The sequence below is a fragment of the Otoolea muris genome, from assembly GCF_943193115.1.
In the GTDB taxonomy this organism is placed as follows: domain Bacteria; phylum Bacillota; class Clostridia; order Lachnospirales; family Lachnospiraceae; genus Otoolea; species Otoolea muris.
This window is the reverse complement of the sequence record NZ_CALPCY010000004.1, coordinates 156,672-172,032: the sequence shown is the minus strand read 5'-3', so window position 1 is coordinate 172,032 and position 15,361 is coordinate 156,672. Positions and strand designations below refer to the sequence as shown.

The 15,361-nt window shown below is 48.9% G+C and carries 17 protein-coding genes and 2 tRNA genes; 17 read left to right on the top strand and 2 right to left on the bottom strand.

What is annotated here, in order from left to right:
- The 11 genes from NFS31_RS04835 to NFS31_RS04785 all read left to right on the top strand — a co-directional run.
- On the top strand, positions 1-1,119 hold a 1,119-nt coding region (locus tag NFS31_RS04835; protein WP_331482504.1), incomplete at its 5' end, for a reverse transcriptase/maturase family protein.
- Between the two features lie 24 nt (positions 1,120-1,143).
- Entirely contained in the window at positions 1,144-1,362 is a 219-nt protein-coding gene (locus tag NFS31_RS04830) for a hypothetical protein (RefSeq protein WP_172518016.1), read from the top strand.
- Positions 1,325-1,807, top strand: a complete 483-nt coding sequence (locus NFS31_RS04825) for a phage holin family protein (RefSeq protein WP_331482503.1) — start codon at positions 1,325-1,327, stop codon at positions 1,805-1,807. Before NFS31_RS04830 ends, NFS31_RS04825 begins: the two co-directional genes overlap by 38 nt.
- A gap of 78 nt (positions 1,808-1,885) precedes the next feature.
- Positions 1,886-2,044 (top strand): hypothetical protein, encoded by a 159-nt coding sequence (locus tag NFS31_RS04820; protein WP_251492173.1) that lies wholly within the window; start codon positions 1,886-1,888, stop codon positions 2,042-2,044.
- 1 nt (position 2,045) lies between these two features.
- A complete protein-coding gene (locus NFS31_RS04815) occupies positions 2,046-3,515 on the top strand; it encodes a phage tail tip lysozyme (RefSeq protein ID WP_251492171.1) in 1,470 nt (489 codons plus the stop codon).
- Positions 3,516-3,677: 162 nt separating this feature from the next.
- A complete protein-coding gene (locus NFS31_RS04810; protein ID WP_120434680.1) occupies positions 3,678-3,818 on the top strand; it encodes a protein phosphatase in 141 nt (46 codons plus the stop codon).
- Positions 3,819-3,912: 94 nt separating this feature from the next.
- On the top strand, positions 3,913-4,098 hold the full coding sequence (locus tag NFS31_RS04805; RefSeq protein WP_120434682.1) for a hypothetical protein: 186 nt from the start codon (positions 3,913-3,915) through the stop codon (positions 4,096-4,098).
- 19 nt (positions 4,099-4,117) lie between these two features.
- Positions 4,118-4,612 (top strand): hypothetical protein, encoded by a 495-nt coding sequence (locus tag NFS31_RS04800; protein WP_251492169.1) that lies wholly within the window; start codon positions 4,118-4,120, stop codon positions 4,610-4,612.
- A gap of 277 nt (positions 4,613-4,889) precedes the next feature.
- Positions 4,890-5,951 (top strand): IS30 family transposase, encoded by a 1,062-nt coding sequence (locus NFS31_RS04795; RefSeq protein ID WP_172518012.1) that lies wholly within the window; start codon positions 4,890-4,892, stop codon positions 5,949-5,951.
- A 330-nt stretch (positions 5,952-6,281) separates the two neighbouring features.
- A tRNA-Phe gene (locus tag NFS31_RS04790) sits at positions 6,282-6,354 on the top strand.
- A 21-nt stretch (positions 6,355-6,375) separates the two neighbouring features.
- Positions 6,376-6,446 (top strand) — tRNA-Gly (locus NFS31_RS04785).
- 365 nt (positions 6,447-6,811) lie between these two features.
- On the opposite strand, the gene NFS31_RS04780 is transcribed toward NFS31_RS04785, so the two are convergent.
- Together NFS31_RS04780 and NFS31_RS28205 are read right to left on the bottom strand one after the other, a co-directional pair.
- A complete protein-coding gene (locus NFS31_RS04780) occupies positions 6,812-7,102 on the bottom strand; it encodes a hypothetical protein (RefSeq protein ID WP_251492167.1) in 291 nt (96 codons plus the stop codon).
- A gap of 450 nt (positions 7,103-7,552) precedes the next feature.
- The gene (locus NFS31_RS28205; RefSeq protein WP_416389426.1) at positions 7,553-7,708 is read right to left on the bottom strand and encodes a helix-turn-helix domain-containing protein; all 156 of its coding nucleotides are present in this window, start codon (positions 7,706-7,708) and stop codon (positions 7,553-7,555) included.
- 452 nt (positions 7,709-8,160) lie between these two features.
- Between NFS31_RS28205 and NFS31_RS04775 the strand changes: the two genes are divergently transcribed.
- From NFS31_RS04775 to NFS31_RS04750, 6 genes are all read left to right on the top strand, one after another.
- Positions 8,161-9,090: a LysR family transcriptional regulator gene (locus tag NFS31_RS04775; protein WP_251492165.1), complete on the top strand. Its 930-nt coding sequence runs from the start codon at positions 8,161-8,163 to the stop codon at positions 9,088-9,090.
- Between the two features lie 40 nt (positions 9,091-9,130).
- Positions 9,131-10,051, top strand: a complete 921-nt coding sequence (gene glsA, locus NFS31_RS04770) for a glutaminase A (RefSeq protein WP_251492163.1) — start codon at positions 9,131-9,133, stop codon at positions 10,049-10,051.
- 20 nt (positions 10,052-10,071) lie between these two features.
- The gene (locus NFS31_RS04765; protein ID WP_331482500.1) at positions 10,072-11,487 is read left to right on the top strand and encodes an alanine/glycine:cation symporter family protein; all 1,416 of its coding nucleotides are present in this window, start codon (positions 10,072-10,074) and stop codon (positions 11,485-11,487) included.
- A 358-nt stretch (positions 11,488-11,845) separates the two neighbouring features.
- Positions 11,846-12,790, top strand: coding sequence for an ROK family glucokinase (locus tag NFS31_RS04760; RefSeq protein WP_251492159.1), 945 nt, complete (start codon positions 11,846-11,848; stop codon positions 12,788-12,790).
- Between the two features lie 279 nt (positions 12,791-13,069).
- Positions 13,070-14,740, top strand: coding sequence for a putative manganese-dependent inorganic diphosphatase (locus NFS31_RS04755; protein WP_251492156.1), 1,671 nt, complete (start codon positions 13,070-13,072; stop codon positions 14,738-14,740).
- Between the two features lie 38 nt (positions 14,741-14,778).
- Positions 14,779-15,351, top strand: coding sequence for a flavin reductase family protein (locus NFS31_RS04750; protein ID WP_251492154.1), 573 nt, complete (start codon positions 14,779-14,781; stop codon positions 15,349-15,351).
- Positions 15,352-15,361: the final 10 nt, after the last annotated feature.

The following is a 15,361-nucleotide window of genomic DNA, read 5'->3' as shown; positions in this document are numbered from 1 at the left end:
AAAGAGAAAAAGCAGGGCTGCTGGTTAGTAGCTGCGGCGAAAGGCAGGAGCTTTATTTTGAAACGAGCAGGGTATACAACGAACCAGAGCGGCGAGCGTGTGACACTTGCAGAGGCTATGGCTGATTATGCAAACGTGCAGAAAGCCTACAACAAAGCCAGAAAGTGCAAGCGATACCGCAAGGACGTTTTGCTATTTACCAAAGACAAAGAGGGCAATTTAGAAAAGGTGCGGGACGACATTCTAAACCTTTCCTATGAGCCAAGCGAGTACCATTATTTTAAGGTATTCGAGCCGAAAGAGCGGCAGATAATGGCGCTGCCATTCTATGACAGAGTGGTACAGCACGCCATAAACAACGTGCTAGAGCCTATATTTGACAAGCGCTTTATATCCCAGTCCTACGCCTGCCGAAAAGGTAAGGGTATGCACGCTGCATCTGATACGCTGCAAGGCTGGCTTTATGATTGGCAGAAATTCCACCCAGACGAGCCGCTTTATGCTATCAAGGCAGATATACACCACTATTTCCAGAGCATAGACCACGGCATACTTAAGGCTGAAATACGAAAAGCCATTAAGGACGCTGGGGTACTGGCGCTGCTGGATAAAATCATAGACCATAACGGCAATATGCCAGAGGGCGTAGGGATACCCGTAGGGAACCTTACAAGCCAGCTATTCGCTAATATTTATCTGGATAAGCTGGATAAGTACGTAAAGCACACACTGGGCGCAAAGCAGTACATACGGTACATGGACGACTTTATAATCTTAAGCCCAGACAAAGGCGAGCTGCGGCGCTGGCTGGCAGACATTGAGGCGTTTTTAAGGGACGAGCTGCGGCTTGCGCTTAACCCTAAAACTACGATACTGGCAGCAAAGAACGGGGTAGACTTTGTAGGCTACAAGCACAGGGCAACGCACAGAAAAGTAAGACCAGACAGCATTAAGCGTGTCAAGAGGACAATTAAGAAGTGCGAGAGCGGGAAAATCACGAAAGAGCAGCTACAAAAGAGTATACAGAGCTGGACGGGACACGCAGGACACGCCGACAGCTACAACCTACGAAAGAAAATAAAAACGCTGGCAGATGCAGCCATACAAAAGGCGGCATAGACCAGCAGGCGCAGGAGTGAGTACATGGGTAACAATTTGCTACAAGTGCTGCAAGAGCAGCAGAAAATTATTGAACAGCAAAGCAGGCTTATTGTGGATTTGACAGCCACGCTGGAAAACTGGGAAAGCGTAGCAGGGTACGACGGCGCAGAACTGAAAGAGCGGGCATTAAATTTGCAAAAGCAGAAAGGCAGGATTTATGGAAATGAAGATTTTGGAATTTATCAACATGGCGGCAAATAACAAGGTAATTGAGCTGGTGGTGCTTGCGATTGTATTCGATACAATCTTTGGAGTGCTGCGGGCGGTGCGTGAAAAGAGGTTTAACAGCTGCGCAGGGATTGACGGGGCTATCCGTAAAGTGGGTATGCTTATTTCCCTTGTGTTCATGCTGGCTATTGATATGCTGATAAAGGTTAATCTTATCGGCTTTATCCCAGAGGCAGCACGTAACCATTTGGGGCTTACGAGCGTGGGCGTGGCTGAATTTTTCGCACTTCTCTATATTGCCTATGAGGTAGTGAGCATCTTTAAGAACATGGCGCTTTGCGGGCTGCCCGTTAAGAAAGTCTGGGCGACGGTGCGGGCGTTTCTGGGGAAATATACAGACGAGCTGCCAGACACGGACGAGCTGGACGGAAACAGCACCACGGGCAGCGTAGAGGGCTACAGACAGCAGGAAAAATAATAAAACATAGACAGTATGCAGCAGGGCGCTTACGGGAAACCGTAGGCGCTTTTTGCAAATGAAAGGAGAGCAGAGGGCATGGCAGAGATTAAGAGCGAACACACAAAGGATATGACAGCAGAGGAACGGGAAGAGCTGCGGGCAAGGGTGGAGAACATGACACCAGAAGAGCTGCGGCAGTTTAGAAACTCTATGGACGCAGACGGCATGGGATTTTTTGGAGAGGAGAGCGTATAGCATGAAACAGCCAGTAATAAACAAACTGCTTACACCCTATAACTTTACGGACAAGAACAGTACAGCGCGCGTAAAATATATTGTTATCCATTATGTAGGGGCGCTGGGCGGCGCAAAGGCGAACTGCCAGTATTACGCAGGGCGGTATATCGGAGCGTCTGCGCATTTCTTTGTAGGATTTGACGGGGAGATATGGCAGGCGGTGGAAACCGAGGACATAGCGTGGCACTGTGGCGCAAACAGCTATAAGCACGCAGAGTGCAGAAACTCAAACAGTATCGGTATTGAAATGTGCGTGAGGAAGAGGAACACCGCCAGCATGGGGGCTACCGATAAAGATTGGTATTTTGAGGACGCAACGGTAGAGGCTACGGTAGAGCTTACACAATACTTAATGGATAAGTACAACGTGCCTGCGTCGCACGTCATAAGGCATTACGACGTTACGGGGAAGATTTGCCCTAACCCGTATGTATATAATGCAATGGCGCACACATGGGAGAAGTTTAAGCAGATGATAAGCGGCGCTGCATCTGCTGGCGGCAGCCAGACAAATAAATTATACCGTGTGCGCAAGAGCTGGGAAGATGCAAAGAGCCAGATAGGGGCTTTTTCTTCTCTGGATAATGCAAAGAAAGCCTGCACTGCTGGTTATAATGTTTATGACTGGGACGGCAAGGCGGTTTACAGCGTATTTGCAGGCGGCATGGTGCAGAACGGGAACACGGAAAAAGCAATATGGGACTATCTGGCGGGCAAAGGCTTAAATGCCTGCGCCGTGGCAGGCTTAATGGGTAATCTGTATGCGGAAAGCGGGCTTAATTCCTGCAATCTGCAAAACAGCTATAACAAGAGCCTTAATATGACAGATGCGCAGTATACGGCTGCCGTGGATAATGGCAGCTACGGTAATTTTGTAAAGGACAAGGCGGGCTATGGGCTGGCGCAGTGGACGTATCATACAAGAAAGCAAGCGCTTTTTGATTATGCGAAAAAGGCGGGGGCATCTATTGGCAGTCTGGATATGCAGCTTGCTTTTTTATGGGACGAGCTGCAAGGCTATAAGTCTGTTATCAGCACGTTAAAGGGCGCAGGGAGCGTGCGGGCTGCCTCTGATGCCGTATTGCTGGGATTTGAAAAGCCAGCAGACCAGAGCGAGGCGGTACAGAAAAAGCGGGCAGAGTACGGCGAGGCATATTACAAGAAATACGCAGGCGGGCAGCAGGCAGCAGCGCCGCAGAAAACGCCGCAGGCGGCGGCAGGCGTGCCGTTTATGGTTAAGGTAGATATATTAGACCTTAATATAAGGACGGGCGCAGGGACGGACTACGCAAAGACGGGAGAGCATACGGGCAAGGGAGAATTTACCATTGTGGAAGTGAAAGCGGGCAAAGGTAGTACGGCAGGCTGGGGCAGGCTGAAAAGCGGCGCAGGCTGGATAAGTCTTGACTATGCCACACGCTTAGCGTAAGAAGAATGAGGGCAGGCGGCTTACGGGCTGCTTACCCTCTTATTTTTTTAAGGATATTACAGAATATGTATTGACATATTACAGAATATGAGATATAATTAAGACAGTTAAGGGAGATACATAACCCATAACAATAACTGGGCGGCAGGGAAAGGAGAAAATATGGACGAGGAAATGAACGTAGGCGAACTGCTTAAGGAAACAGCCGAGGAAAACCAGACAAGGAAAATACTTGAAATACTCAACGAGTGTAAAGACCTTGAAGAGGCTAAAGAAAAAGTAAGAGCCTTACTTAAGAAGTAAGGCGGGGATACAGAAAGGGCGGTGGACTTGCCAAAGCCGCCCAAACTGTTTAAAAGGATTATACATCATAAGGCAAGGGAAAGAAAGAGGTAAAATGCAGAAAGAAGAATTTAACCAGATAAAATATCAGAATGAATTTAAGAAAAAGAATTATGATAGGTTTGAGCTGGTAATGCCGAAAGGACAAAAAGAAGTCATTAAACAACGTGCAAAAGCGGCAGGGCAGAGCATAAGCGAATATATAAATACCGCTATTGCAGAGAAAATGGCTAAAGATTAGAAAGTGAGGTTTATTTATCATGGGTAAAAAGAAAATGGTACTTTATGGGGCGGCTGCGCTATTTGCAGTAAGTGGAGTGGTGGCGCTGCCGTCTGGAAATATTACGGGCGGTATCGGCTGCATAGTGATTGCTGCGGTATGTTTTCTGCTGGCACGCAAACCAGCAAAAGAGGCAGCAAGGCAGCAGGCAACACCAAGGGCAACGGGAGCGCCTGCCACTGGCAGCAGAATTGCGGAAACCATACGCACGAAAGTAGTAGGCGTGACATACCAGAACGACGACGGTGAAAGCAGGCAGGATATATTAAGCCGTATGACTGGCGACGAGGAAATAGAGGTAGAGAAAACCACATATAACGGAGAGCCTGCCGCATATGTAAAATGGGGAAATAAAATATTGGGGTATTTATCGGCAGAACTGGCAAAGGATTTGGCGGCAAAGTATCCTAATGCCCGCTATACCGCAGAAATACTGGAAATTTCTGGGGGGGGGGGTACAGACGTTTGGGTGTAATATAGAGCTTGACGTTATTGTAGAAGAACAGCAACGTAGTCAGCGTACAGCGGGCGAAACGATAGTATATATAGACCGCAGCAGTAAAAAGTACCATAGTAAGCCTAATTGTTCTGGAATGAAAAACCCAAAGGGCATACCGCTAAGCCAAGCAAAGAAAAAATACACAGCTTGTAAGAAATGCTGTAAATGAGCTATGAAATAAGAGCCGCAGACTTGTAAAAGAGTTTGCGGCTTTTCGTCGTATATAGACCACAACGAAAGAGAGGCAGAAACAATGGCAAATAAAAAGGGCAGCCACCAGCTGACAAGGGCAGATAGGATAAAGATAGAGGCGCTGCTAAAAGAGGGATTAAGCAAGGCAAAAATAGCAGCGCATCTGGGAGTACACCGCAGCACTATATATAATGAGCTGAAAAGGGGAGAGTACGAACACCGTAATAGTGACTGGACGACAGAAATAAGATACAGCCCAGACATAGCACAGGAAAAGGCAGAGGAAAATTTAAAGGTAAGAGGCACACAGCTTAAAATAGGCAACGATATTGCATATGCAAATTACATAGAGGACAAGATAGTAAACGAGGATTACAGCCCAGCAGCAGTGCTGGGAGAGCTTAAGGCGCAGGGTAGAGAGGGAGAATTTAATACTACCGTCTGCGTGGCTACTCTTTACAGCTACATAGATAAGGGCGTTTTCCTTAAGCTGACAAATAAGGATTTACCAGTAAAGAAGAATAAAAAGCGGGGCTATAAGAAAGTACGCAAGCAGCAGGCACGGGCAGCAGCAGGCGACAGCATAGAAAAACGCCCAGAAGAGATAGACAAGCGGGAAGAGTTCGGACACTGGGAAATGGATAGTGTAATAGGCAAGCGGGGAGTATCTAAAAACGTGCTGCTGGTACTGACGGAAAGAAAGACACGGGACGAGATTATATTTAAGCTGCCAGACCATACGGACGAGGCGGTAGTAGCGGCGCTGGATAGATTAGAGCGCAAATATGGTGCGGATATGTTTAAGCAGATATTTAAGACAATTACGGTAGACAACGGCAGCGAGTTTGCAGACGTGAACGGCTTAGAGCGTTCTATACTGGAAGAGGGAGAAAAGAGGACACATTTGTATTACTGCCACCCATATAGCAGCTGGGAGCGTGGCACGAATGAGGTAACAAATAAAATGGTGCGCCGCAAAGTGCCAAAGGGTACAAACTTTGACGATAAGACCGACGAGGAAATAGAGAAAATAGAGGGCTGGATAAACGGCTACCCACGCAGGATACATGGCTACCGTTCTGCTGGGGAGCTTTTCACAGAAGAGCTGGAAAAGCTGGCTTAATATCAGATATAGCGACTTTGAGAGGCTGGCAGCAGTGGCAGCCTTAAAGCTGCGCCCATTCCAGCAAAAGGGAGTTTACAAGGCGGGCGCACTCTGGTATAGTAAGGGTAGCACATCTGCTGTATTTCATTCTGTATAGTTAAATTCTACAAAATACCCACTACCCAATTAGTAAATATGCCGAAAGTGAAAAATTGTTCAAAAAAAGGTTGAAATTTTTAAAAATCTATAAAATTTCAAAAAACACTTGACATTTTCTTTAAGATAAAGTAAAATGATTAACGTCGCTGGAACAGTGCAGCGGGTAGGAATCAAAGGATTTCTCAGGATGCCCAGATAGCTCAGTTGGTAGAGCAGAGGACTGAAAATCCTCGTGTCACTGGTTCGATTCCGGTTCTGGGCATTAGAATTTTATATTTATTATGCGGGTGTAGTTCAATGGTAGAACACTAGCCTTCCAAGCTAGATACGTGGGTTCGATTCCCATCACCCGCTTTTTCGACGCAACCTTGTAAGTACAGGATTTTCCTTGTAGTTACAAGGTTTTTTGGTGTCTGTTATGGGAAAATATAAACATATCTTATCCTCAAATACAAAGCTTTTTTGGGGTATGTATCACACGAAATCACATGGTTTTTATTCCCCTAAAATGCGCATTGATTTTTTAATCCTGTTATTTCAGGTCCGGAAATCTTAATTTGACAAATCATCCAAGCGGGCACACAATATACGTAACAGGAGAACCGTTGGCCAGATCAAGCCTGGCCTCCTTTCTTTCGTCCGGCGGCTGACATAACACCCCAACGGTTCCCCGGTTAAGCATAATATATTGTCATGGTGCGGTCATTTAAAATTTTGTTCTATGCAATTTCTTCAATCCGTTGTTTAATCCGTCGAACCTCATTTTCCAGACGGTTCACCCGGAGCAGAAGCATTTCTTTTTCAGCCTCCACTTTTAGGGCGTCATCAAGTTTTCGGGAGAGGTCAAGGTGGCCTTCGGCGATAATATGGATTTCCTTGTTGGTTTCATTTTCCAAGGTCATTTGAACTTCTGTTACTTTTGTCTCCATCTTATCGAGTCTTTCGTGTATAGGCTTGTTTGTCTCCTTTACGATTTCAGCTATCATTTCCAGATCTTTTTTCTCTAACATCTTTTTATCCTCCTTCAGTTTTGGTTTTATAAGGCCCCTCAGGCTTCCCATCATTTTTCTCTTTCAAAGAATGATTAGATTTTCTCAATAACAGCAAGCGCTGGTTCAAACATAATTCTATAGGTTGTGGATAATTTCTTCAGCAGGAACGCAGGTTTTCTATAAAACAACAAAAATCTTGTTAAAAATAAATCCGGCTCAAAGGCGCTTAAACTATCGCTCTGTTACAGTTTAACTGCCGGGGATTTCCCGGGGCTCTTCAGGTTTTTTTGTTGCTTTTTTTACCCGTTCGGTTTCCCTCTCTATTATGAGATCGACGGTTTCTCTGCCGTATTGGTCCAGGTTACGATATTTTTTTATATGTTCATATTCTGAAGGTTTTAATTTATATGAATAAAGAGTTTCCTTATCTTCTTGAAGGCCATAAATAAAATCAGCGGAAACGTTAAATTATCTGCAAATCATTTTTATAAAATCAGAATTCGGTTCCCTGACTCCGACTTCATAATTATTATATGTTGTATATTGAATCCCTATAAATTCGGCAAACCTTTTTTTGTTCAAACCGGTTTGCTCCCGTATTTCGCGTAGTTTATCGTTTATCATCATGTCTCTCCTTTGTATGTTTATGATATTACACATTTTGTAGGATGTCAATCTGATAGCATACAAAACAGGAATTTAGCTGTATATGAAAATGTGGAACTTTAAGAGAAGGTTCCACATTTTTTTGCGCAGCCCATGCAAAGGAACACGCCGCCAAAGCAGAGCTTTTGTGAGCGCTTTGAATCAGACAGGAAGGAGGCATTCTTTCCTGCCCGATTTAAAACAGAAATAGTATATCAAACCAATCGCCAACGCCTCTTCTTGTCAAAACCCACAAAAAAAACGCAAAAGGCACACGTTATTATAGCTTTTTGTATATATCCGATAGTTGTAATTGCACTATCAAGTTGATAGTGTTTTTTCGGCAAAGGTGCTACAATAATTTCAGATGTTTTGCTGATGGAAAAGGATATCGTTAAAAAGGTGAGGAAAAATCGAGGGGGGGGGGTATCATGAAAGGCGATGTCAACATCCGGCATCTGGAATATTTTACGAAGGTGGCGAAGCTGGGCTCGATTAATAAAGCGGCCCAGGCGCTGTTTATTTCTCAGCCGTATCTGGGGAAGATTATCCACGATTTGGAGGAAAATCTGGGGGTGCGGCTTTTTAACCGGAGCCGTTCGGGGGTCATTTTGACTTCTGAAGGATTGGAGTTTCTGAGGCGTTCGGAGCGTGTGCTCAAGGAGCTGGACGGCCTTTGGTTCCGCGAGGAGAAAGAGGGGGAGGTGAAAGATCCGCTGGCTGTGTCAATGACGCGCTTTTCGCATATCATGGAAAGCTTCAGCGAGGTAGTGATGCGCCATAAGGACAGGCCGTCCTATTCGCACCGCCTGTATGAGGGAAATTCCGATGAGGCGATAGAAGATGTGGTTTCCGGGCGTGTGAATGTGGGCGTGTTTCATTTTGACAGCCGTAAGAGGAAGGAGATGACGGAGCAGCTTGAGGAAAAGGGGCTGGAGTATCACTTTCTGGCCAATGTGGAGCCGCATATTGTGATTTCCAACAAGCATCCGTTGATTTTGCAGAACCGCCCGGTAAATCTGCACACCCTGGCGGAGTATGGTTTTTTGTGGTATCTGGGCCAATGCGATGATTATATTTATGAGCTGTTGGGGAACTGCAGCCCGGACGTGGAAAAGATGCGGTCAAAGATTATCTACCTGACCAGCCGGGCGACGCTGATGTATATGATCTCAGTGAGCGACTGCTACAGCATCGGCATCCATGATTTCGCATTGCAGGAGGCGTCCTATCAGGCGACATCGATACCGATTCAAAACAGCGGGTTTATGCTGGAATTTGGTTATGTCATGCCTGCCGGGGCTCAGATTACTGATATTACAAAGGAATTTATCTATGATTTGAGACGGAGGCTGTCTTAAATGGCTGTCAGACTGTTTTAAAATGTGGGGAGGTTAAGCAATGGAACTACAGATAGTAGAGCAGGCGGTCGCAGCGGCGAGTGACAAGACCTGCGAGGGAAAGGTTGCAACGTATATCCCGGAGCTGGGAAAGGCGGACGGCAGCCGGGTAGGCGTAAGCGTATTTTCCAGATCCGGAGAGAGGCTCTCGGTGGGAGATACAAAAACGCGTTTCAGTATTCAGAGTATTTCCAAGGTGATCAGCCTGGCTGTGGCTCTGGAGCTGTGCGGGTTTGATATGGTGTTTCAGAATGTGGGCATGGAGCCCTCCGGCGATGCGTTTAATTCCATGGTAAAGCTGGAATATGCGCACAGCGTGCCGTATAACCCGATGATTAATGCAGGGGCCATTGTGATTGCGAGCTATCTGGCGCGGCGGATTTCATTTGAGGAGATGATGCGGACCAGCCGGTCGTTATGCCTGGATCCGGACATTGTTCTGGATGAAAATGTATACCGGTCGGAGATGTCGAACATTTCCAGGAACCGCGCGATTGCATATTTGCTGGAAAGCAAGGGGTACATAGAAAAGGATGTGGAAAAATGCCTGCATTTTTATGTTAAAATGTGTTCTCTGAGCGTGACGGCAGAGAGCCTGGCCGGCCTGGGGCTGGTTCTGGCCAATGACGGGATCCATCCGGCGACAGGGGAACGGCTTTTACAGGAGCAGACCGTCCGGGTGGTAAAAACGATTATGCTGACCTGCGGGATGTACGACGGTTCAGGGCAATTTGCAGTGCGTGTCGGTATCCCGTCTAAGAGCGGCGTCGGCGGAGGCATCCTGTCCGTGATTGACAGGGAAATGGGAATCGGAATCTACGGCCCTGCCCTTGACGATAAGGGGAACAGCGTGGCAGGACGGTATATTCTGGAATATTTGTCTGAAAAATGGCATCTGCATTTATTTGACAACAGAAAATAAAAATAAGGGGAATGTTTAGTATGATGGATTTATATGGAAAACTGATAGGACAGCTCAGCAATTATCTGTACGGCTATATCCTGATTGTTCTGCTGCTCGGCGGAGGTATTTATTTTACGATCCGGACAAAGGGCGTGCAGTTAAAGTATCTGGCGGAATCGCTCCGTATTGTGCTGGAGCCGGCGGAGGACGGAAAGGACTCGATTTCCTCGTTCCAGGCCCTGATGGTCTCCACCGCGTCGCGCGTCGGCACCGGAAATATCGCGGGTATTTCAACGGCGATCTGTATCGGCGGATCAGGCGCGGTATTCTGGATGTGGATGACTGCGCTCTTAGGCTGCGCGACGGCCTTCCTCGAAGGCACGCTGGCCCAGATTTACAAGCGCCGCGCCGAAGACGGAAGCTGTTACGGCGGCCCGTCCTACTACATTGAAAGCGTGCTTCACAACAGAAAGCTGGGCGTTGTATACGCTGTGTTCATGATTCTCACCTATATGATTGGCTTTAACCTCGTGGCATCGTTCAATATCGTCGATTCCTTTAAGGTATACAGCTTCTTTACCCCGGGTATCACTCCGTGGATCATCGGCGGCATCATTGCGCTGATATTCGGCATCTGCATCAGCGGAGGCGGAAAGCAGATTGCAAAGGTGACCGGTTTCCTGGTTCCGGTGATGGGCGTTCTCTACATCGCGGCTGCCCTGCTGATCATTGTGATGCATTTAAACCGCATTCCGGCCGTGTTTGGAAGCATCTTTGCAGGCGCATTTGATTTTAAAGCCATCTTTGGCGGTTTTTCGGGTTCTGTTATCATGCTGGGTATTAAGAGGGGCCTGTTCTCCAACGAGGCAGGTGTCGGAGCGTCCGCGACAGCCGCCGGCTCTGCCAGCGTGTCCCACCCGGTAAAGCAGGGGCTTGTACAGGTTCTGTCCGTGTTTATTGATACGATCGTAATCTGTTCCGCAACCGCGTTTCTGCTCCTTTGCTCCGGAGTAGAGCCGGAGGCGGAGATGGCTGGCATGGCCTATGTACAGACAGCGATGTCAAATGTATTCGGCAGCTTTGGAGTGGTGTTCATCACGGTTGCCCTGAATCTGTTTGCGTTTACAACGCTGATCGGAAACTACTTTTTCACGGAAACCGGTATCGCATACTTATGCGGAAAAACGCCGTCCAAGACGATCCGGTGGACACAGAGAGCCATCGCTGTTATTGTCGTGGTGATCGGCGCTGTGGCGAGCCTTGGTATTGTATGGGATACGGCGGATGTTCTGATGGGAATCATGGCGGTGATCAATGTGCCGGTTATCATGATGCTGTCAGGCCGGGCCCTCAATTGCCTGGAGGATTACAGGAAGCAGAAGAAGGAAGGGAAGAATCCGGTGTTCAGGGCTGCGGAGATCGGCCTGAAGGAGGAGACGGATTTCTGGAAGTAAATAGCGGGATATCCCGTTTGATTTAGTATTAAGGAAAGCGTTGCAGATATACACAGCCATTCCGCATCTGTCCCGGCTGTCTATATCTGGAGCGCTTTTTGCATGTTTCAGTTTATATGACGGCGGCCGCCTCACATCCCCCCTGGCCGGCAAATTCTCCCGTCTCCCCCTGAAACTCTTGCAATTAAAACCCTCATCTCTTATAATAAAAAAAGCATAAAAACGGATAACGCGGGCAAGTTATCCGGACTGTCATGAAAAAGGCCCGCGGCCTGCGAATCACAGCCCTGGCGCGGAAGGCATTTTCGCCTTCCGCGGTAACACAGGCGCGGGCCGCGGCAAAGAGGGAGGCCATGCCATGGAAAAAAAGTGTATTGGTATTGATGTGGGAGGCACGACGGTAAAGCTCGGGTTATTCGAGGCGGACGGCGCCCTGATCCGGAAGTGGGAGGTTCCCACCAGAAAGGAGGAGGGAGGCGTCCATATTCTTCCGGATGTGGCGGCGTCTGTGCGGGCAGCGCTGGCAGAGGAGCGCCTGAGCCTGTCCGATGTGGCGGGAGCCGGGATGGGGATTCCGGGGCCTGTGCTGGAGAACGGCTATGTGGAAGTCTGTGTAAATCTGGGATGGCGCGATATGAATCCGCAGCAGATTTTAAGCGGCCTTCTCGACGGCCTGCCGATCTGCTCCGGAAATGACGCCAATGTGGCGGCGCTGGGCGAGATGTGGCAGGGCGGCGGCAAGGGTTACAGCGATATTGTGATGGTAACGCTCGGGACCGGCGTGGGGGGCGGCGTGATTTTAAATCAGAAGATCGTTTCCGGAAAGCATGGCCTGGCCGGGGAGATCGGGCATATCCGTATCCGCGAGGGCGAGAAGGAGTCGTGTAACTGCGGGGGACATGGCTGCGTGGAGCAGATCGCGTCCGCGACCGGCATTGCCAGGGAGGCCAGACGCGCCATGGCGGCAAATCCGGAGACAGCGTCGGCGATGCGCCGTTTCGGCGATGCGGTAACGGCCAAGGATGTGCTGGACTGCGCGAAGGAGGGCGACGCCATGGCCCTGGAGGTGATGGAGACCGTCGGTTATTATCTGGGCTGGGCGCTGGCCGTGGTGTCCATGACCGTGGATCCGGAGCTGTTCGTGATCGGCGGCGGCGTGTCAAAGGCGGGAAGCTTCCTGATTGATTTCATACAGAAGTATTATGAACGGTTCACGCCGATTTCGGAGAATAAGGCCGGGATTACGCTTGCAACGCTTGGAAATGACGCGGGGATCTACGGGGCAGCCAGATTACTTCTGTAGTTAATGGCAGAGCGGGCCCGGTGTATGAGGGCGTCAGACATGAGGAGACCCCGGAGCCAGAAGGCTACCAGGGTAATTATGAAAAATCTATATGCAACATTACCAAAAAACAAATTAAAAAACTCATTTCTTTATGCTATTAGTATAAAAATCATATATGAACAAAATGTGAATGACCTGTAAACAGATTTTGAATATTAGGCGGGAAAGGAGACGAGGCGGCGCGGGATATCTGCACTGACAGACGGCAGAAATCCCGGCGGCTGCAGGAGGGAGAATATGGCAGCAAAGAAGGCAAAGAAAACGATTGTGATCGGACACAAGAATCCGGATACGGATTCGATCTGCTCCGCCATCTGCTATGCAAATTTAAAGAACCTTCAGACCGGGAATGAATATATGCCCGGGCGGGCGGGGCATATTAATCCGGAGACGCGTTTTGTGCTGGATTATTTTAAGGTAAGCGCGCCGAAGGAGATCGATACGGTCAAGACGCAGGTAAAGGATATCGAGATCCGGGAGACAAAGGGAGTGCGCAAGCAGATTTCCCTTAAAAAGGCGTGGAATGTGATGCAGGAGGCCAATGTGGTCACGATTCCCACTGTGACGGAGGACAATGTGCTGGAAGGGCTGATCACGGTTGACGACATCACCGGCGCGTATATGAATGTCTATGACAGCCGGATTTTATCCAAAGCCTCTACTTCCTATGCGAATATCATTGAAACCTTAGAGGGCGCGATGCTGGTGGGGGATGAGGAAGGATATTTCAGGGAAGGCAAGGTTCTCATCGCGGCGGCCAACCCGGATATGATGGAGTATTACATAGAGAAGCATGATCTGGTGATTCTGGGAAACCGGTATGAATCCCAGCTCTGCGCCATCGAGATGGAGGCGGGCTGTATTATCGTGTGCGAGGGCGCGGGCATTTCCATGACGATCAAGAAGCTGGCGCAGGAGAGGGGCTGCACGGTCATCACTACGCCGTACGACACGTATACGGTGGCGCGGCTTATCAACCAGAGCATGCCGATCAGCTACTTTATGAAGACGGAAAAGCTAATCACCTTTGATATTGAGGATTATATTGACGATATCAAGGAGGTCATGGCAAGCAAGCGGCACCGCGACTTCCCGATTCTTGACAAAAACGGGAAGTATAAGGGCATGATTTCCCGCCGGAACCTGCTGGGCGCGAGAGGGAAAAATGTGATTCTGGTGGATCACAATGAGCGCAGCCAGGCCGTGGACGGCATTGAGAATGCAAGCATACGGGAGATCATTGACCATCACCGCCTCGGCACGGTGGAAACCATGGGCCCCGTATTTTTCCGGAACCAGCCCCTGGGCTGTACGGCCACGATCATTTATCAGATGTACAATGAGGCCGGGATCGAGATTGAGAAGAAAATTGCCGGCCTGCTCTGCAGCGCGATCATTTCCGATACGCTTTTATTCCGCTCCCCGACCTGTACGCCGGTGGATAAGGCGGCGGCCATGGCATTGGCTGAGATAGCGGAGGTGGATGTCAATGATTTGGCAAGCAAAATGTTCGCAGCCGGAAGTAAATTGAAGGGAAAGAGCGACGCGGAGATATTTTATCAGGATTTCAAGCACTTTACAGCCGGAAAGACCACCTTTGGCGTGGGCCAGATCACCTCGTTAAACGCAGACGAGCTGGAAAAGCTCCGGGATCGGATGCTTGCATATATGAAAAAGGCGCGGGAAGAGGAAAAGGTGGATATGATGTTCTTCATGCTCACCAATATTCTCACAGAATCCACGCTGCTTTTGTGCGAGGGGCAGGGGGCGGAACAGCTTGTCTATGAGGCGTTCCATCTCCCGGAGGCACAGCAGGGCGAGAGCGGGACGCAGTGTGTGAACCTGGCCGGCGTGGTGTCCAGAAAGAAGCAGCTTGTGCCAGGGCTTATGGTGGCGACAGAACAGTAGGCAGCAGTTTCAATAAGGAAGGATGGCATAGGATTAAAATGGAAGAAGAAAAGGTATATTGGAAGCCGGGCAATTTGATTTATCCGGTTCCGGCCGTGATGGTGACTGTGGCGGACGGCGAGGGGAAGAGCAATATCCTGACGATTGCCTGGACGGGTACGGTCTGCACGAATCCGCCGATGGCCTATATTTCCGTGCGGCCTGAGCGGTATTCCTATGGGATGCTGAAAAAGACAGGAGAATTCGTGATTAATCTGACGACCGAGGCGCTTGTGCATGCCACGGATTACTGCGGGGTGACTTCCGGCAGGGATAGGGATAAGTGGAAGGATACAGGGCTGACGCCCGGCAGGGCCTCTGTGGTAAACGTGCCGGTCATCATGGAAAGCCCGGTACATATTGAATGCAGGGTGACGGAAGTGAAGGAGCTCGGCTCCCATCACATGTTTCTGGCAGAGGTCGTCGCGATTGATGTGGATGGGAAGCAGATCGATGAAAAGGGAAAGTTTCATCTGGAACAGACAAAGCCGATCGTGTACTCGCACGGCGAGTATTATGGGCTGAACGAGCTTTTGGGAACCTTTGGATACAGCATCAGGAAGAAGAAATAGACGGGCAAAG